Raw genomic sequence first — 19,104 nt, 5'->3', positions numbered from 1 at the left:
GGTAGGCATGGGCCGTGACGGAAGGGGGAGGACGCCCTTGCTACGCTGCGCGACATGACGAAGGAGGAGGCATGCGCGGTCTAGACTTCAGTTCCTGGCAGGCGATGCTGTCCACCCTGGTCGGGCTGGCGGTGATCACCCTGATCGGCGTCGGTATCCGGCTGCTGGTGATGCAGACCCTGCAGCAGCGGCGCGAGCGCGAGAACCGGCAGATCAACGAGCGCCTGCGTACGCTGATCGCCGCCTACAAGACCCTCGGCGGCTCGTTCACCGGGGCGTTGCACGTGGACCCGCGCCACCTGCGCGACCTGCGCCCGGCGCCGGGCGAGGACGGGGTGGCGTTGCCGGCGGGCATCGATGCCGGCAGCGATCGGGCGCGCCGCATCCGTGATGCGGTGGAGGCGGCGCTGTCGGACATCATCCTGCTCGGCACCGATGACCAGGTGCGGCTGGCCGCCAACGCGGCTACCGAGCTGGCCCAGGGCCGGCCGGTGCAGACCGCCGCGTTGGTGGTGTCGCTGCGCGACTTCATCCGCGGTGCGCTCGACCTGGCGCCGATCCCGTCCAGCGTGGGCATTCCGCAGCAGGGGCCGGCGCGGCCGAGCGCCGGTGCGAAGGGCAAGGGCGACGGCGACAAGGCCGGCGGCAAGGCGGGTGGCGGCGGTGGTGGTGGCATGGGCGGCATGGGTGGCGGTGGCATGGGCATGGGCATGGGCCACGGCGCGGACGACGACGGCAGCCACGCACGCTGAGCGCGCCTGCCGACGCTGGTGGCTGTCACGGCGTGCAGCGCCGCGCAGGCGTCAACGCGGCAGGCGGATCGACCAGATGACGAACGCTGCCCAGACCGGCGCGATGCACCACGTCCACGCGCGCCAGCGCCCCCACGCATGGCCCCGTGCCAGCGCGACCAGCGCGGCGAACACCGGCAGCAAGACCCCCAGTTCGATCAGCAGGTTGCGCCACAGGTAGGCGTTGCCGACCCTCAGCGCACCTGCGCTGGGCAGCACGCCGCGCACCGCCACCCCGTCCTGCAGCGGCCAGAACAGCGGCACCGGATGCGCGCCCACCAGCAGGTCCAGCAGCGGGTGCGACACGCTCGCCAGCAGCAGCCACCGCCACCGCAGCGGCTGCGTGTTGCCGGCGGCCTTCGCCACGCACTGCACCGCCACCGCCGCGACCAGCGCGAACAGCAGGCTGTGGGTGATGCGCGGGTGTGCGCCGTAGCCGAGCAGCCAGACCCCCAGATAGTCCAGGTCCGGACAGACCGCGACGAACACGAACGGCACCACCGCCCATCGCGATGGCGCCCGCGCCCGCGCGCCCCCGGTGCTGCACAGGTAGGCGGTAACCCCGGCGAGGGCGTGGCCGGCGAAGGAAGACATGGCGGCAGGACCGATGACCGTGGAGGGGTCAGGGTCCTGCCTGCGCGTGGGCGAACGATGAGGCCACGGTGTGGCCGGGATGAAGTGCCTACTTCCCGCCCAGCTCCACCACCGGCACGAAGCCGCCGTAGATCATCCGCTTGCCGTCGAACGGCATCGGGTTGTTTTCCGGGTTCATGCGCGGGTCCTCCATCATCTTCTGCATGCCGGCATCGCGGGTGGCCTTGTCCGGCCATTCGATCCAGGAAAACAGCACGGTCTCATCGTCCTTGGCCTCCACCGCACGGTAGAAGTCGGTCTGCTTGCCGCGTGGCACGTCGTCGCCCCAGCACTCCACCACGCGGGTGGCCCCGTGCTCGATACAGATCGCATCGCCCATCTGCGCGTGCTTGAGGAATGCCTCTCTGTTCGCGGTGGGGACGGCAATCACGAAGCCATCGATATACGCCATGGTCAGCTCCAGATGGCGCACCGGGATGGGCGCCTTCATTGCAAACGACGAACGGGGGGAGGGGAGATCGACACTTTGCCCTGACCCCGGCCCATCCGTGTGATGGCCGCCCAGCGCGACGTTGAAAGAACAAGTCTTTCAATAGGTTACGCAATACGAATACCTCCCCTCGCGTACGGGGGGGTCAGAAAAGTCCTAACGCTGGCGAGGAAGATCCTGATAGCCGCCGCGGGTTATTCCGCCGACTATGGGGAGCCGGAAAGGAAGCCACTACGCGCTACCGAGCAGTGACGCCACGGCGCGTCGCCGGTGTATTACGGAGGATGGACGCGTTAGCCGACTACTCCCCAAGAGCGGCTTCCCCAACGCGTGACGCCCCGCAAGGGCATCGTCGTGACCAGATTCCATCTTGCTGTTTGCCGATGCTGGCGTGTCGCCGCATCCCGCGCCTGTCCTGCCTGATGCTCGCGTTGCCGGCGTCCCACGCTCACGCCGCCTGCACGTTGCAGCGCTGTTTTACCGCTGAAATCGCGGCGCGCGCGTATATGCCAGAGCGCAACTGAACCCCCGCCAAAAATCCACCGATATGAAACGTGTCGACTTCAGGGCGGGTTGTGGCGAATAACGGAGAATTTACATTCCCGATGCAGAGCGGCGTACGCGCTGGCTGCAAGCAGTTCAAGACAGAGGTGTACCCCCATGAAGACTTCGTTGATTGCCCTGGCGCTCGCCGCCGCCCTGCCGTTCGCCGCGTCCGCTGCTGAAGGCCTGTCCTACAACTACGCCGAAGGCGACTACGTCAAGACCGACGCAGACGGCGGCAAGGCCGATGGTTGGGGCGTGAAGGGTTCCTACGCGTTCCTGCCGAACTTCCACGCCTTCGGTGAGTACAGCCAGCAGAAGACCGACATCGGCAACTTCAAGGTTGACCAGTGGCGCGTCGGCGTTGGCTACAACCAGGAAATCGGCAACAGCACCGACTTCGTGGGCCGCGTGGCCTACAACAAGTTCGACCCGAAGGAAGGCCTGGACTTCAACGGCTACAGCGCTGAAGCCGGTATCCGTACCGCGTTCGGCCAGCACGCCGAAGTCTATGCAATGGCCGGCTACGAGGATTACAGCAAGAAGCACGGCGTCAATCCGGATGGCGAGTTCTACGGCCGCCTGGGTGGCCAGGTGAAGTTGAACCAGAACTGGGGCATCAACGGCGACATCAAGATGGATCGCCATGGTGACAAGGAATGGTCGGTCGGCCCGCGCTTCAGCTGGTAATCCCGGCGTGACCGCATCGCCACGCGCCTGATCGGCGTGGCAGGAAAGGCCCGGCAATGCCGGGCCTTTTTCGTGGGCGCGATTCAGGCGCGGGGCCCGAGGGATAATGAGGCACCGCCATGGAGATGCCCGATGCCCCAGTCCCCTGATCTGCAGCAGCCCCGCCTCGGCTGTGGTGCCGTGATCCAGCGCGCCGATGGCGCGATCCTGCTGGTCCAGCGCGGGCGTCCGCCCGAGCAGGGGCATTGGGGGCTGCCCGGCGGCAAGGTGGACTGGATGGAGAAGGTCGAAGATGCCGTGGTGCGTGAGGTGGAGGAAGAAACCGGGTTGCGCGTCGCAGTGACGCGCCTGCTCTGCGTGGTCGACCACTTCGAGCCGGCACTGGGGCAGCATTGGGTGGCCCCGGTGTATCTGGTGCACGCGCTCGACGCCACCATCGCCGCGCTGAAGGAGCCCGACGCGTTGCTCGCGCTGGACTGGTTCACCGCCGACGCGTTGCCGGCGCCATTGACGGTGTCGGCGCGCAGGGCACTGGAGCAGGTGTCGATGGCCCCTCGCGCCACGTAGCCGCATGCTGCGACCCCTGCGACAATCCGGTGCCCGATCACTGGCCCGTGCAGCGTGATGCGCCCCGCCGATTCCAGCCCGTCCCCCGTGTCGCAGACGACCGCCCCCATCCCCCCGCTGCGCTATGCGTTGGCGCTGTGGGCGGTGCTGTTCGCCAGCAGCGTACCGGCGGTGTACCTGGCTCGGACCGTCGGCGGCGAAGCAGGTGGATGGCCAGCCGCGCTGTGGTTCATGGCCGGCAGCCAGCTGCCGTGGCTGCTGGCCACGCCGGTGCTGTGGAGGTTGTGCCGGCGTTGGCCACTGGGCATGGGGCGCGACCTGCGCCACGGTGCCTGCCTGTTGCTGCTGGGGGCGGGGGTGACCCCCCTGCTGTCGGCGGCGGGGTGGGTGCTGGGCAGCTGGCTCAGCCAGTTGCATCCCTGGGGCAGCCTGCCCGACCGCACCGCCGCGGTACGCGCGATTGCGGCGACCGCGTTGTTCGCCGCCCCCACCTTCGTGGCGGTGATCGGGCTGGGCCAGACATTGGCCTTCGTCCAGCGCTACCGGCGGCGGGGTGCCTTGCTCGACCAGGCGCGCCAGACCGCGCTTCGGCAGCATCTGCACCACCATTTCCTGTTCAACGCGCTCAATGCCATCGGCGGGTTGGGCTACCAGCGGCCGGCCGATGCCGACCGCGCGCTGGCCGGGCTGTCCGATCTGCTGCGCGACGCCATGGCGTGCCCGCCGCAGCGAACGCTGGCCGAGGAAGTCGCGGCGGCCAACGACTATCTGGCCCTGCAGCGGCTGTTGCGCGGTATGCCGCTGACGGTCCAGTGGCGGCTCTCCGCCGAGGCCTGGCAGTGCCAGGTGCCGTCCCTGCTGCTGCAGCCGCTGCTGGAAAACGCCGTGCGCCACAGCGGCTGGGAACAGGCCGAGGCCGCGCTGGAGATCGATGTCCGCGCAGACGTGGCCGAGGGCGTGCTGCGCCTGTCGGTGCGTAATCGGCACGGGCTGGCGCCGCAGAGACCGCCGGCAGGCACCGGCAGCGGACTGGGCAATCTCCGCCAGCGTCTGGATGCCCTGCATGGTGCGCGCGGCAGCGTGCAGGCGGCGGTGGAGGGCGACCACTTTTCGGTGCGACTGCGGCTGCCTGCCATCGATGCGCAGGAATGGGCATGAGCCGGGTACTGAGCACGTTGGTGGTGGAGGACGTGCCCTTGGCCAGTGACAAGCTGGTGAGCCTGCTGCAGGCACATCCGGATCTGCGCGTGGATGCGACCGCGGCCAGCGTGGCGCAGGCCGATGCACTGCTGCGCTCGCGTCGCTTCGATCTGCTGCTGCTGGATATCGGTCTGCCCGACGGCAGCGGCATGGCATTGGCGGGGCAGTGGCCCACACTCGCCGCGCACACCATCTTCATCACCGCGCATGCCCAGCACGCGCTGCAGGCCTACACGCTGGGGGCTGCCGATTACCTGCTCAAACCCGTCGACCCGGACCGCCTGGCCATGGCAGTGGCGCGCGCGCGCCGCCTGATCGACCCATCCCCCCCTGCGCCCACGGGCGAACGCCTGGCCGTTCGCCAAGGTCAACGCACCGATTACCTGCAGGCGGATCAGATCGACTACATCGACATGGCCGGTCACTACGCCTGCGTGCATGTGGGGGGGCAGGTCCACCTGCTGCGCGAGAGCATCGGCCAGCTGGCCGAACAGACGGCATCGGCGGGCCTTGTCCGCGTGCATCGTTCGGTGGTGGTCAATCCGCACCGTATCCAGGCGCTGCACGAACGCCGCAATGGCGATGCGATGCTGCAGTTGTCCGATGGCGCACGCGTCCCGGTGAGCCGCACGTATCGCGCGGCCCTGGCGCAGGCCCTGGCAGCGCGCTGAGCACCGCCACGCCCGGTTGGGGCCAGCGTCTGCACGGCTCACACCATCGGGCCGGTCCTGGCGTACCGTGCCGCCTTCATTGCCCTCACCCTGCGCGTTTTCCACAGCAGGAAGTCGATATGTACAAGCGCCTGGCATGGCTGGCCGCGTTGACCGTGATGGGGTGCGCCCCACTCGAGGCCGCCGAACTGGTGGTGGACACGCACGGTGACCGGGGTGACCGCGTGCCTTCCATTGCGGTCACCGGCTTGAACGCGGCCGAGCCGATCGACCTGCGCCTGGAAATGCGCGATGCACGCGGGCAGGTGTGGCGCTCGAGTGCGCGGTTGCGCGCCGATCTGGATGGCGTGGCGGACACCGCCACCTCTGCCGCCGAACAGGGCAGTTACCGTGGCATCGACGCTGCCGGGTTGTTGTGGTCGATGCAACCGGAATCCGGCACGGGTACGCCGAGCCCACTGCCACTGCGGCACAGCCCCGATGGGCTGTTGTATGAGGCGGTCCCGATGCGACTGAGCGTGCTGCGCGATGGCGAGCTCATCGCCTCCCGGGTGCTGGAGCGGCGGCTGTCGGCGCCAGGCGTGGTCGCGCAGGTGGTGCAGGTGGCCGGCGTCAGCGCACGTCTGTACCTGCCCGCAGACGTGGCAGGTGCCGGTGCCACACGCCCGGCGGTGGTGACGCTGGGCGGCGCGGAAGGGGGGATCGAGGCGGCCAGCGCCTATGCCGCATGGCTGGCCAGCAATGGGTATGTCGCGCTTGCGGTCGGGTATTACCGTATGGACGGACGCCCGAAGGACCTGATCAACGTTCCCATCGAGCCCGTGCTGGATGCGGTGACGTGGCTGCAGCAGCAGCCGGGCGTGGATCCGGAGCGGATCGGCGTGATGGGGGGATCCTGGGGTGGCATCGTCGCCATGGCCGCCGCCGCGCATGACGCCCGCCTGCGCAGCGTGGTCTCGTGGGTTGGCAGCCCGGCCCCGTTCCGTGGGATCCGCCGCGATGTGGCACCGGCCGACTACCGGGGCGTGGACCTTCCGCCATTGACCTGGAAGGGAACGCCGTTGGGCTATCTGCCCTACCGCGAGGCGGTGGACTGGTCAGCGCCCACCGCCGCCGACGCCGCCCTGCTTGAACAGGCGATGCTGCCGATCGAGCGGATCAACGGCCCTGTGCTGCTGGTGGCCGGTGGCGACGATCAGCTCGGCGACTCTGGTCGCATGGCCGCCGTCGCCGAGCGCTGGCTGCGTGCACGGCGCGCCGTGCCGATGGACGACGAGGTGGCCTACTACAGCGATGCCGGTCACCTGATCACCCAGATGTTGCAGCCGACCACCTTCCGCCACCAGACCGGCCCTCACCTCCAGGTGGGTGGCACCGCAGAGGGCTATGCGCGTGCCGATCGTGACTCCAGCCAGCGTGTGCTGGCGTTCCTGGCGCGGACGCTCATGCGCCCGCTCAACGCCGTGCCGCCGCCCCATCGCCGCGCGCCACGGCCTCCACTTCCGCCAGGCTGGTGATCGCGCCATCCCCGGGCGTGGACATCGCCAGCGCACCATGTGCGGCGCCCAGTTCCACCGCGGCCTGCTCGCCCTTGCCACTGAGCAGGGCATGCACCACGCCGGCCACGAACGCATCGCCGCCACCCACGCGGTCGAGCAGGTCCACCTCGCGCGTGCGCGAGACGAACAAGGTTTCGCGGGTACGCAACGCGCCGCCCCAGCCGTTGCGTGCGGCGTTGCTGGCGTCGCGCAGGGTGAACGCCACCGCCTGCAGGGTCGGGAAACGCTGCAGTGCGCGCTGCGCGGCGGCGTCGGCCGGACCGACATCCATCGGCGTCGCGCGCCGGCCCAGATCGGCCAGGTCCATGCCCAGGCATGCCGCGAACGAGTACTCGTCGCCCACCAGCAGGTCGCATTCGGCGGCGATGGCGCAGTTGGCATGCCGGGCCGCATCCGGATCGGGGTGACTGTCCCACAGGCTGGCGCGGTAGTTGAGGTCGTAGGACACCGCCACCCCGTGCCGGCGTGCGGCCTGCACCGCGGCGATGGCGGTCTGCGCGCTGTGTTCGGACAACGCGGCGAAGATGCCGCCGGTATGCAGCCAGCGCACGCCATCGCGGCCGAACAGCGCGTCCCAGTCGTACTCGTGCGGCTGCAACTGCGAGGCGGCCGAGGTGGCGCGGTCGGAGATGCCCAGCGGGGCGCGCACGCCGAAGCCGCGCTCGGTGAAGTTCAGGCCCATGCGCGTGTTGCGGCCGATGCCATCGTAGTCGCGCCAGACGATCTGGCTGGCATCCACGCCCCCCGCCTGGATCAACTGCTGGGCCAACGCACCCAGCTCGTTGCGCGGCAGCGCGGTCAACACGCCGCTGCGGTGCCCGAAGGTGCTGCACAGGCCACGCGCGACGTTGTACTCGCCACCGCCTTCCCACACGGTGAACTGGCGTGCGTTGCGGATCCGGCCTTCGCCGGGATCGAAGCGCAGCATCACCTCGCCCAGCGCCAGTGCATCCCAGCGCTGGCCGTGCGATGCGGCCAGCGCGAACTGCTGCGTGCTCATCGTGCCTTGCACCCCAGCAGGCCCAGGTCGATGCCCTCGGCCATGCGCCGGTAACCTTCATCGTTGGGATGCAGGTGGTCGCGGGTGATGGCCTCGGGCAGGTTTTCCGGGTTGGCCGGGTCGCGCAGGATCTGGTCGAAGTCGATCAGGCCGTCATAGCCGCTGCGGCCGCCGCGCATCCAGGTGTTGAGCTGGGTGCGGGTGGCGGCGGCGGTCGGCTCGTAGCGGTCCGAGCCCCCGAACGGGGTGATGGTGGCCGCGATCGCGCCGATGCCGTTGCCATGCAGGCGCTCGGCGATCTGCCGGTAGCCCAGCACCATGTCCTCGGCATTGCGGCCGGCCTTGGGCGGGGTGCCACCGTCGTGTCGGATGTCGTTGATGCCTTCGAACACGATCACCTTGCTCACGTTGGGCAGCGCGATCACGTCGCGGTCCAGCCGCGCCAGCGCGCTGTGGCTGCGGCCGTGGTCCATCACCTTGTTGCCGCTGATGCCGGCGTTGACCACCACTACCCGGTCCGGGCAGGCCTGCTGCAGGCGCGCGGACAGCAGTGCCGGCCAATCGCCGTTGCTGCCGCGCGTGGCGGTGGCGCCCTCGGTGATCGAATCGCCCAGGGCCACCACCACCACCGGCGTGGTGGCGCGTTCGGCCAGCACCGCCGATACCACGTTCTGCCGGTAGGCGAGTTTGACCTTGTCGCCCACCTCGGCCTGGCGGCCGTCGACGATGCGCAGCGCGGTACGCCGCACGGCAGGCTTGGTCGGTTCGGGGAAATACACGGTGAGCGATACATCGGCCAGTGCCGGCACGGTCATCGCCACCGGGTCGCTGAGCAGCGCGGCGCCCACGGGCACCACCACGTCGCTGCGACCATTGAAGGTGACCAGCTTGGCCGGGGTGGCCGTGCCGGTGCGTTGGGCCGATGCGCCGCCGATGGTCAGCGGCGCATCGCCCAGTTCATTGCTGATGCGGAAGCGCAGCGCCGTGGCCGAGCTGGCCAGGCGCATGTCCTGGCGCACCGTCTGGTGCGCGAACTGTACCGGCGCTTCCGGGGTGCCATCCTGGCGGTCCGGTGCCGGCGAGGCGGTCCATGCCGGCACCCAGACCTGGGCATGGGCGGGCAGCGCAGCGGCGCTGGTGGCAAGTGCAATCGACAGTGCAGTGGTCCAGCGCAGCATGGCAGCCCTCCCAGGCGGTCAGCGGAACATATCCATCAAGAGAAGTAGGTGCCGCCGTTGACGTCCACGTTGGCACCGGTGATGAAACCGGCCGCGTCCGAGGCCAGGTACACGGCCGTGTCGGCCGCTTCCTGCGGGCGGCCCTGGCGGCGCAGCGGGGTGTTGCCGGCCACGGCGGTGCGCACTTCCGGCTTGGTGAATTCGTCATGGAAGCGGGTGGCGATCATGCCGCAGCACAGGGCGTTGACGCGGATGCCACGCGGGCCCAGTTCCTTGGCCATGGCACGGGTGAAGGTCATCACCGCGGCCTTGGCGGTGGCATAGATGGCCGCGCCCGGGCCACCGCCGTCGCGGCCGGCCTGCGAGGCGAAGTTCACGATCGCACCACCGTCGGGCATGTGCGGCACCACCGCATGGGTGGTCAGGTAGACCGAGCTCATGTTGAGGTCCATCACCTTGTGGAAGAACGCTTCGTCGATCTCGGCCAGCGGCCGGCGCTGCACCATGCCGCCGGCCACGTTCACCAGCACGTCGATCTGCGGGCCGAACGCGGCCTGGGTGGCCTCGACCATGCCGGCCACCGCCTTGGCATCGGTGACGTCGGCGCGGTGCACGATGGCGGTGCCACCGGCCGCTTCGATCTGCTTGAGGGTGTCCTGCGCGCTGGCCTCGTCGTTGGCGTAGTTGATGCACACCTTGGCACCGGCGGCGGCCAGCTTGAGCGAGATCTCGCGGCCGATGTCACGGCCGCCACCGGTGACGATGGCCACCTTGTCGTTGAATTGGGTCATGGAATGCTCCAGTAGTGCGTTGGGGGAAAAGGAATGAGATGGGCTCAGCGCGGCCGGGCCGGGCCGTCGAGTTTTTCGACGCGGCCGGTCACCAGCCACAGCGCCAACAACGAGGCCGGCACCAGGGCGGCCACGAGGATGAAGATCGGTGCGTAGGATTCATGGGTCATCGCCGGCACCAGCCATGTGGTGATCAGCGTGCCGGCCACCGCGGCCATGCCGCCCAGGCCGGCCACCGAGCCCACCGACTTGCCGCTGAAGATGTCGCCGGGCAGGGTCTGGATGTTGCCGATGGCGATCTGGAAGCCGAACAGCACGAAGGCAATGGTGACCACGGCCCACACCGGGTCGGTGGCCAGCACCGCGCCGAGCAGGGCCGGGGCCATGATCGCCCCGCCCAGGGTGATGACCACCTTGCGCGCCTTGTCCACGCTCCAGCCGGCGCCGATCAGGCGCCCGGACAACCAGCCGCCGCCGAGGCTGCCGATCATCGCGCCCACGTAGGGCACCCAGGCGAAGATGCCGATCTGCTTGATGTCAAAGCCGAACGTGTCGGCCAGGTAGAGCGGCAACCAGGACACGAACAGCCACCAGATCGGGTCCAGGAAGAACCGCGAAATCAGGATGCCCCAGGTCTGCCGATGGCCCAGCAGCTGGCGCATGCTGGGCACGTACTCGGCCCTGGGCGTGGCTGGCTGCTCGCTCGGTGCATCCAGGATCAACGCGCGCTCGGCCGCGCTCACCCAGGGGTGCTTGTCCGGGCCCGCGCGGTAGATGATCAGCCACGGCAGCAGCCAGATGAAGCCGATCGCACCGATCAGGATGAACGTGCCGCGCCAGCCCAGCCAGAGGAACAGCACCGCGATCAACGGCGCCGACACGATCGCGCCGATCGACGCGCCCGCATTGAACACGCCCTGTGCCAGCGCCCGTTCGCGGGCGGGGAACCACTCGGCGTTGGCCTTCACCGCCCCCGGCCATGCACCGGCCTCGCTGATGCCGAGCATCGCCCGGACCAGGCTGAAGGACAGGATGGAGTGGGTGACCGAATGCAGCGCGATGGAGATCGACCACACCGCGATCGACAGAGCGAAGCCCAGCCGCGTGCCGATGATGTCGAACAACCGGCCGAACACGAACTGCCCGGCGGCGTAGAACAGCATGAACACGGTGACCAGCAGCGCGTAGTCTTCCTTGGTCGCGCCCACATCCTTGGAGATCTGCGGCCACATCACCGCCAGTGCGTTGCGGTCGATGTAGTTGATGACCGTGGCGATGGCGATCAGCGCCACGATCAGCCAACGAACGTAGGTGCGGGCCTGGGTGGTGACCTTCATTTGCCGTCCTTGCCGCTGCCGGTATCGAAGCGCTTCCAACCGCCGTCCCAGCGCCAGCTGTGGCCACCGCCACTGACCTCATGGCTGCCGGGCCTGTTCGGTTCATCGGCAATGCCCACCGCCACCTGCCTGCCGCCGGCCAGCGCCAGCACCAGCACATCGGCATCCTTGCCGCGGTAATGGCGGATGGCATCGATGCGGCTGTTGGCGCCGCGCACGGTCTCGGCGGTGCCGTCGTACTGGCCATGCGGCTCCAGCACGCCATAGAAGGTGGTGGCGCCCTGGCCATCCACGCGCTGCAGCAACATCGGCTCGCGGCGCAGGTTGAACGACGGATCATTTGCGCCGCTCTCGCCGAGCAACGCACGCGAGGGCGCGGTGCTGGCGAAGCGGTACGTATAGAAGCGCCCGTCCAGCAGCCAGGTCAGGCTGCGCGCCTCGCTGGTGGGTTCGCTGGCCGCGTCGATCCACACGTGCTGGTAGCCGTTGGCCTTGCCCAGCACCGGCCGCGCGGCCACCGCCGACTGTGCCTTGAAGCCCACGTCCATGATGTGGCCGTTGAAGTGCAGCGGCAGGTCGTAGCGCGCCGCCTTGCTGCCGTTGACCCGCAGCAGGTCCAGCACCACCGGTTCGGTCAGCGCGGGGTGGGCCAGCAGCACCTGGGTACGGGTGAAGTTCACTCCGTCGTAGGCGCCGTCCATGCGCGCCGAGGCGATCTGGGTGTCGTCGCCCGCGGCGAACAGCAGCGGCGTCGGTGCCAGCGCCTGGCCCTTCTTCCAGTCGCCGCCGAAGTGGCTCTGCTCGTTCACCACCAGCGTGTTGTGGGCAAGCGTCTGCCGCGCCCAGCTGTTGTTCTCCGGCAGGTAGATGCCGCCGGACTTGGCTTCGATATTGAGGAAGCGCGCGGCGCCGTAATCGGTGACCACGCGCTGGCCGTTGTCGTAGAACAGCCAGTTGAGCTTGTCGAAGTGACCGTGGCCCATGCCCTGCTTGGTGTTTTTCATCACCAGTGCCTGGCCGTTTTCACCGCCCATGCGCAGGATCGCCAGCGCACCTTCGGTGCCGTCCGGGCCATCGCGCAGCAGGGTGGGCACGAAGGCGAACGGCTTGGCCTTGTCCTGTGCCAGCGCCTGGGCCACCTGCAGGCCCTCGGGCGACAGCAGCACGCGCTTCTGCGCCTTGGCCACCGATAGCAGCCGCGCGTCGCTGGTCTGCGCGTAGGCGATGTCGATGCCGGCCACCAGTTCCTCGGTGTCCAGGCCCTTGTCCAGGATGGCGTCGTTGATCGGGAAGAAGTACCCGCCGTAGCTGCTCTGCACCAGCGAATCGACGGCCTTCAGCAACACCCCGTCGCGGCGCGTGAAGATGCCGCGCTGCGGTTCGTTGCGCTGGACCGCATTGGCGAACAGGATGAACGGTGCCAGCGCATAGCGCTGGTAGTAGGGGCCTTCCTCGTAATAGCCGTCCGGCGAAAACAGCTGGTCCACCTGCTTGAGGAAGCCGGCGCTGCCATCGCGCCTGCTGCCGTTCAAGGCCTTGTCCACGTAAGTCGGGTCGCGCAGCACGTAGCCGGTCATGCCCACCGCCGCCACCGCCCAGGTGGCGTGGTTGTGGATCTTGTCGAAGTTTTCCGGCGTACCGCTGAGGAAGTCGGCCATCGGCCGGAACACGCCGTCGTCGATGGTCTTGCGGTCTGCCGCGCTGAGGCTGTCGCGGATCGCGTCATAGCCCTGCACCGCGCTCACCAGCCACACCGAGTCGTTGAGGGTCTGCCAGAACAGCCGGCCGGGGATCTGGCCGCGGCCCTGCGGGTGCGCGCCCAGTCCGGGGTACAGCTTGGCGTAGCCCAGCAGCAGGTCGCGCGCGTAGTCGGCATACACCTTGTCACCGGTCAGCCGGTACAGCGCGCCGGCCGCCTGGATGGCCTGGTAATTGCGCTTGTGCTGTTCGTGGGTGTAGCCGCCGCCCTTGTCCTTGGGCACCGGCACGTCGATGCCGGCCTTGATCATGCCGCGCACCAGGCGCTCGGCGCGCTGCTGCTCCTTGGCAAACACCGGGTACCTGCTGCCATCGCTGCGCATCTGCTGCCACTGCGCGGCGGTGACCAGGACCGGGGCGCTGGCAGCGGCCGCCGGTTGTTGGCTGCCGGCAGGTGCAGCGGCAACGGCGGGCAGCGCGGCAGCGCTGAAGGAGGCCGCCAGCAGCAGCATCAGGGGCGTGGAACGCGTCATGGCAGGGTCTCGGCTGGAGTATCGGACTGCATCGCCGCGGTGGCGTCGAGCACGTTGCCGTGCGCGGCCAGGCGGGGCTCGCCGACGCGGTGGCTGAAGCGCACGCGTCCGCTGCGGAGGAACTGGTTGTCGGTCAGCGTGGCGGTCTGCACGCCGTGCAGGCGCAGGCTGGTGTCGGCGGCCACGCCCACGTTGTCGAGCTGGTTGCCATGCACCCGCAGCGTCGGGCCGAAGGTGCTTTCATCGGTGCCACCGCGGTACAGGTTCAACAGCGGCCCGGCGATGTTGCGGAACGTCGACGCAACAATGTCCACCTGCTCGGCGTTGTAAGTGCCCAGGTCGTCGGTCTCGGCAGCGGCGGTAATCACGCTGCCGCTGATGTCCTCCACCGTGGTGTTGGTCATGCCGATGCGCGCGGCCAGGCTGCCCTTGCCGGCATTGATTACATCGAAGGCCTTGTTGCTGGTGAGCCCGTGGATGTGGCTGTCTTCGATCAGCAGGGTGTAGTTGAAGGCCTGGCTGCCCGGGGCGATCCGCACCACGGCGTTGCCGGCCGCATCCGGCGCCAGGGCGCCGTCGATATCCAGCCGGGCCAGCTTGAGCGAACCGCCGGCGCGGATCTCGAACAGGGTGGGGCGCGAGAACTGCAGGCTGGCGCGGCCACGGCGCGGGCCGATCACGCTGACCGGGTGGTCCACGTTCACCACCTGGTCGATGCGGTACTGGCCGCGCTGCAACTGCAACTGGTCGCCCGGCGCGCTGCTGGCCACGGCGCGGGCGAGGGTGTCCTCACCCGGTGCCACCTTGCGCATGGCGCCACTGTCCAGCGCGGTACGGGTCAGCGCCTTGGGATACCAGCCCACGCCCACCTGCTCGCGCGCGATCGGCGCGAGGTCGCGCGGCGCGCCGGCGGTGATGGTGTCCACCGGGTACTGCAGGCCATTGGCCGCGCGCTGCAGGGTCACCTTCCGCGCGCTCACTCCCGCAGGGAAGCCGGGCGACACGCTGGGGCTCTGCACGTTGCCGCTGAAGGCGATGCCGGCCAGGTCGCCCTGGCTGCGCAGCAACTCGCGGCTGCCATCGCCGATGAACAGGTTGCCGCGCATCCGGCTGTTGACTGGCATGGCGTTGCGCTCGTCGTCCAGGCCGGCGCCGAGGAACACCTGGCGCACGCCGACGAAGCTGTTGCGCTCGATCAGCGCATCGTCCACCTGCTCATAGCGGTTCAACGGCGCGTCGCGGGTGCCGGCCATCACCGCCAGCGCGGCGGCGAAGTTGTCGCCGGCGATGTTCTCGAAGTAGTTGTCGCGCACGATCTGGTGGCGGTTGATCACCCGCACGCCGCCGGTATGGGCCTTGTTGTTGCCGAGGAACACATTGCGCTCGACCACGTTGCCGTGGCCGTGGCGCAGCACCATCGAGCCGCGCGATTCGAAGAACACGTTGCCGCGATACAGGTTGCCGCCGGACTTGTTGGACACGATCTCCACTTCGCCATCGCACTGCTCGAACCAATTGTTCTCCACCACCGTATTCGAATCGGACTGCGAGTCGGTGCTGGTGCCCACGCGGATGGTCTCGCCGCCGTTGCTGCCCAGGTTGGGGCGCGGGCCAAACCAGTTGTGGTCGATGCGGTGGCGGTTGTCCAGCCCGCTGGTGGTGTTGCGTACCACCACCAGGGTGGTGCCGGCGTTGGTCTTGCCCACCAGCTGGTTGTGGTCGAAGCGGTTGTCCTGGCCGTACATCCCCACCCAGTTGTCCGACTGCTGGCGGTCCGGTTTGTTGTAGCCGTCGATCACCACCCCGGTCACCCGGCTGTGGGTGGCCCATTCCTTGGACGAGGCCCGGAAGGACACCACTTCGCTGCCGGGTGCCCAGCCATCGCGGAAGACCAGGTTTGATACCTCGAGGTAGGACCCGGCCAGGCGCAACTGCGACTGCCCGCTGAGGATCACCTTGCCCGGAGTCTGGGCCGTCAGCTTAATTGGTTGACCAATTTTGCCGGTACCGCGCAGCAGCAGGTCGATGTCGCGCCATACGCCGTCGGCGAGGATGACCGTATCGCCCGGCTGCAGCGCTTTGGTCGCGGCGGCATACCCGGCGGCGTCGTGGACCAGATGGTCAGCCGCGAAGGCGGGCAATGCGCCGGCCGCAAGGCCCAACGCCAGGGCGGTCAGCAGCGGGCGCAGCGCACGTGGCGCTTGAGAATGTTGCAGAGTCATCGGCTTACCCTCCCAGATCAACCGTGGCATCGAACGCGAGCCCGGATCGTAACAGGTCCGGCAATGCGCGCGTCAACCACAATCGCATACCACTTTAGGTGCATGTGGTTCGCCACTTGCGCATATTTCTGCTGCATCCGCACATTAATTCGTCGCAAAGTGGTCTAGGCGGATCACAGGGGTAGACTTTAGTACCAATTCATTGACATTGGTCCAGTAACCGTGAATCTTCCGGATCGAATCCGTGTAATCGGACGATCCATCCTGGGAGGGAGATCACGATGTTGCATGACCGCCGTACGGCCTCGCCACGAGGCCTTCGCCGCACCGCGCTGCATGGCGCGCTGTTGTATGCCCTGTCCGTCACTGCGGCCGTGCCGCTGGTACACGCACAGGATGCCGAGTCACCGCCCGCACCGCCCACCACCCTGGACCAGGTCCAGGTAACCGGCGTGCGCGGCACCATCCAGACCTCGATCGACAAGAAGCGCGAGGAGACCGTCATCTCCGACGTGCTTGCCGCCGATGACATCGGCGACCTGCCGGCGCTGTCCATCGGTGAAGCCATCGAGACCATCACCGGCGCCTCCACCCATCGCGAGAAGGGCGGTGCGTCGGAGATCTCGATCCGCGGCCTCGGCCCGTTCCTCGGTTCGTCCACCTTCAATGGCCGCGAAGCCACCAACGGCAGCGGCGACCGCTCGGTGAACTTCAACCAGTTCCCGTCCGAACTGATCAACACCGTGGCCATCTACAAGACCCAGCGCGCCGACTTCGTCGAAGGCGGCGTCGCCGGCACGGTCAACATGGAGACCGTCAAGCCGCTCGAGTACGGCAAGCGCACCATCCAGCTGGACGGTCGCGGCACCTGGCAGGATTACGACAACCGCCTCAAGGACAAGGACGGCGTGGGCTGGCGCGGGACCGCCAGTTACATCGACCAGTTCGACATGGGCGGCGCCGGCAAGCTCGGCGTCTCCGTGGGCATGCAGGCGCTGGAAGGCAGCAACCCGGAGGAAATGTTCTCCAGCAGCTCCACCTGGGTGGCCTGCGATGGCCGCGAAGTGGTCGGCGCCACCCGCAACTGCACCACCGTGGACGGCAACCAGGTCGCCAACGGCGTGCCCTACTACCTGGTGCCCAGCAGCCGCATCTACCGCCAGTTCATCGAACACGACAAGCGCGACTCGCAGTTTGCCGCGCTGCAATGGCGGCCCAGCGACGCGTGGGAAGTGAACCTCGACTACCAGCACTCCAAGCGCGACTACACCGAAGACCGCTCGGACCTGTCGTTGTCGTCGATGATGCGCAACCTCAACAACCGCGTGGTCAGCGACGATGGTGCGCTGCTGCACCACACCGGCAGCACCACCATCGATTCCACCGGCAACTTCCTCGAGCGCAAGGAGGAGTACACCGGCGGCGGCCTCAACGTCATTTTCCGGCCGACCCCGGCCTGGACGCTGTCCACCGACCTGTCCTACTCCAACACCCAGCGCGACCAGATCGAGCGCTCCACCCGCCTGCGTGCCGGCCGCACCGACGTCAACGGCAGGCCGGTGGGCGGCATCAAGAACACCCGCTACGTCGACTACACCTACGACTACAGCGGTGACGTGCCCAGCATCACCCTGGACCCGGCGTTCGACGTGAACAACCCGGACAACTACACCGACTCGGCGCTGATCCGCCGCCGCCAGCAGAGCCGCGAGCACACCATCCGCGCGCAGCGCTTCGATGCCGCGTTCACCCCGGAAAGCGGCTTCTTCACCGCCATCAAGGGCGGTCTGCGCCATTCCGAAGCCACCTACACCGACTTCACCGACACCCGCGACATCACCACCACCAACGTCGCTGCCATCCGCGCGGCCAACCGCGCCTGCCGCCAGGCATTCCCGCAGAAGGACTTCCTGGCCAACGCCAGCGGCAACACCATCGACCAGTGGGCCAGCTTCGACAGCCGCTGTCTGTTCAACGCTTTCACCGGCGTGGACGACACCGGCCTCAGCGCCGACCTGCGCAACCCGGCCAACAACGATGTCACCGAGAAGACCAACGCCGTCTACCTGATGGGCGACTACAGCAGCGAATGGTTCGGCCTGCCGGTCACCGGCAACATCGGCGTGCGCTGGGTACGCACCGACGTCAGTTCGGTGGGCCTGCGCAGCGGCCTGGACGTGACCAACAACCCCGATGGCACCGTCTCCCTCACCCCCACCGGCGATTTCACCCGCCAGGTGCTCAAGTCCAGCAACGCCGAATGGCTGCCCAGCTTCAACGCGTCCTTCGAACTGCGCCCGGACCTGCTGCTGCGCGTGGGTGCCTACCGCGCCATGTCGCGCCCCGACCTGGCCGCCGAAGGCTTTGGCCGCAGCTTCACCCTGGACGAGGCCGATACCGACTTCCGCAGCGTGGCCGAGGCGCTGGGCAACATCACCGCCACCGGCAACCCGCGCGCCAAGCCGCTCATGTCCTGGAACGCCGACGTCTCGCTGGAGTGGTACGCCAACGCCGATTCGATCCTGTCCACGGCCATCTACTACAAGCAGTTCAACGGCGGCTCGGTGCCGGTGGTGGTGGGTGAAACCTTCGACATCGACGGCCAGAGCGTCACCGTGCCGGTCGAGCAGCTGGCCACCAGCGACCAGAAGAGCGACCTGATCGGCTTCGAGCTGACCGGCTCGCACACCTTCTCCTACCTGCCCGGCATCTTCTCCGGGCTGGGCGTGAAGGCCAGCTACAACTACGCCCACTCCAACTTCAAGACCGAAGACCTGCGCCTGGGCGAGTCCACCGACCCGATCACCGGCGTATTCACCCCGGGCATCGTCGAGCCGGCCAACATCTTCGGCCTGTCCAAGCACGTGGCCTCGGCCCAGGTGTACTGGGGCCTGGGCAAGCTGGACCTGCAGGCGATCTACAAGTACCGCTCGGACTATTACCAGCAGTTCGTCGGCGACCCCTCGCAGAACCGCTACGTGCGCGACAATGGCTCGCTCGACTTCCGCGCCACCTACAAGGTGAACAAGCACCTGTCGCTGTCGCTGTCGGCCAGCAACCTCACCGATGAGCCGCGGGTCTCGGATATGCCCATCCTGGGCAGCTTCCGCGAGTACACCACCTACGGGCGGCGCTATTATCTGGGGGTGCGCTACCGCTTCTGAGGTCAGTGGCGCGGTTTTCCAGGACCGCGCCGCTCTCTGAGGGCGCGGGTCGCGTGTCGGTCCCCAGCCACCGTTA

At 68.2% G+C, this 19,104-nt stretch carries 15 protein-coding genes; 7 read left to right on the top strand and 8 right to left on the bottom strand.

What is annotated here, in order from left to right; genetic code table 11:
* The first annotated feature begins 71 nt into the window (after window positions 1–71).
* Window positions 72–752 (top strand): hypothetical protein, encoded by a 681-nt coding sequence (locus AC06FD_RS10960; protein ID WP_478077809.1) that lies wholly within the window; start codon window positions 72–74, stop codon window positions 750–752.
* Window positions 753–803: 51 nt separating this feature from the next.
* On the opposite strand, the gene AC06FD_RS10955 is transcribed toward AC06FD_RS10960, so the two are convergent.
* Together AC06FD_RS10955 and AC06FD_RS10950 are read right to left on the bottom strand one after the other, a co-directional pair.
* A complete protein-coding gene (locus AC06FD_RS10955) occupies window positions 804–1,385 on the bottom strand; it encodes a metal-dependent hydrolase (RefSeq protein ID WP_478077808.1) in 582 nt (193 codons plus the stop codon).
* Window positions 1,386–1,473: 88 nt separating this feature from the next.
* Window positions 1,474–1,836 (bottom strand): DUF1428 domain-containing protein, encoded by a 363-nt coding sequence (locus AC06FD_RS10950; protein WP_259206927.1) that lies wholly within the window; start codon window positions 1,834–1,836, stop codon window positions 1,474–1,476.
* A gap of 699 nt (window positions 1,837–2,535) precedes the next feature.
* Between AC06FD_RS10950 and AC06FD_RS10945 the strand changes: the two genes are divergently transcribed.
* From AC06FD_RS10945 to AC06FD_RS10925, 5 genes are all read left to right on the top strand, one after another.
* Window positions 2,536–3,108, top strand: a complete 573-nt coding sequence (locus AC06FD_RS10945; protein ID WP_478077807.1) for an OmpO family porin — start codon at window positions 2,536–2,538, stop codon at window positions 3,106–3,108.
* Window positions 3,109–3,240: 132 nt separating this feature from the next.
* On the top strand, window positions 3,241–3,675 hold the full coding sequence (locus AC06FD_RS10940) for an NUDIX domain-containing protein (protein WP_478077806.1): 435 nt from the start codon (window positions 3,241–3,243) through the stop codon (window positions 3,673–3,675).
* Window positions 3,676–3,762: 87 nt separating this feature from the next.
* Complete coding sequence (locus AC06FD_RS10935) at window positions 3,763–4,833, top strand: sensor histidine kinase (RefSeq protein ID WP_478077805.1); 1,071 nt, start codon at window positions 3,763–3,765, stop codon at window positions 4,831–4,833.
* Entirely contained in the window at window positions 4,830–5,546 is a 717-nt protein-coding gene (locus AC06FD_RS10930; RefSeq protein WP_478077804.1) for a LytR/AlgR family response regulator transcription factor, read from the top strand. Before AC06FD_RS10935 ends, AC06FD_RS10930 begins: the two co-directional genes overlap by 4 nt.
* Window positions 5,547–5,665: 119 nt before the next feature.
* Window positions 5,666–7,063 carry an acyl-CoA thioesterase/bile acid-CoA:amino acid N-acyltransferase family protein gene (locus tag AC06FD_RS10925; RefSeq protein WP_478077803.1) on the top strand — a complete coding sequence of 466 codons (1,398 nt, stop codon included), beginning with the start codon at window positions 5,666–5,668 and terminating at the stop codon, window positions 7,061–7,063.
* Here the strand turns inward: AC06FD_RS10925 and AC06FD_RS10920 are convergent.
* From AC06FD_RS10920 to AC06FD_RS10895, 6 genes are read right to left on the bottom strand one after another with little or no spacing between them, the layout of a single operon-like run.
* A complete protein-coding gene (locus AC06FD_RS10920) occupies window positions 7,002–8,105 on the bottom strand; it encodes a sugar kinase (RefSeq protein ID WP_478077802.1) in 1,104 nt (367 codons plus the stop codon). The genes AC06FD_RS10925 and AC06FD_RS10920 overlap by 62 nt on opposite strands.
* On the bottom strand, window positions 8,102–9,283 hold the full coding sequence (locus AC06FD_RS10915) for an SGNH/GDSL hydrolase family protein (protein WP_478077801.1): 1,182 nt from the start codon (window positions 9,281–9,283) through the stop codon (window positions 8,102–8,104). Before AC06FD_RS10915 ends, AC06FD_RS10920 begins: the two co-directional genes overlap by 4 nt.
* A 35-nt stretch (window positions 9,284–9,318) precedes the next feature.
* The gene (locus AC06FD_RS10910) at window positions 9,319–10,074 is read right to left on the bottom strand and encodes an SDR family NAD(P)-dependent oxidoreductase (protein WP_478077800.1); all 756 of its coding nucleotides are present in this window, start codon (window positions 10,072–10,074) and stop codon (window positions 9,319–9,321) included.
* A 44-nt stretch (window positions 10,075–10,118) separates the two neighbouring features.
* Window positions 10,119–11,411 (bottom strand): MFS transporter, encoded by a 1,293-nt coding sequence (locus AC06FD_RS10905; protein WP_394162964.1) that lies wholly within the window; start codon window positions 11,409–11,411, stop codon window positions 10,119–10,121.
* Entirely contained in the window at window positions 11,408–13,642 is a 2,235-nt protein-coding gene (locus AC06FD_RS10900) for an oligoalginate lyase (RefSeq protein WP_478077799.1), read from the bottom strand. The genes AC06FD_RS10905 and AC06FD_RS10900 overlap by 4 nt, the downstream gene beginning before the upstream one ends.
* Window positions 13,639–15,864 (bottom strand): polysaccharide lyase 6 family protein, encoded by a 2,226-nt coding sequence (locus AC06FD_RS10895; protein ID WP_478077798.1) that lies wholly within the window; start codon window positions 15,862–15,864, stop codon window positions 13,639–13,641. Before AC06FD_RS10895 ends, AC06FD_RS10900 begins: the two co-directional genes overlap by 4 nt.
* Before the next feature lie 281 nt (window positions 15,865–16,145).
* On the opposite strand from AC06FD_RS10895, the gene AC06FD_RS10890 reads away from it, so the two are divergent.
* Window positions 16,146–19,028, top strand: coding sequence for a TonB-dependent receptor (locus AC06FD_RS10890; RefSeq protein WP_478077797.1), 2,883 nt, complete (start codon window positions 16,146–16,148; stop codon window positions 19,026–19,028).
* Window positions 19,029–19,104 lie beyond the last annotated feature (76 nt).

It is taken from the genome of Stenotrophomonas sp. Steno-Z1, assembly GCF_056393175.1.
This window is presented reverse-complemented; position numbering and strand designations above follow the sequence as displayed.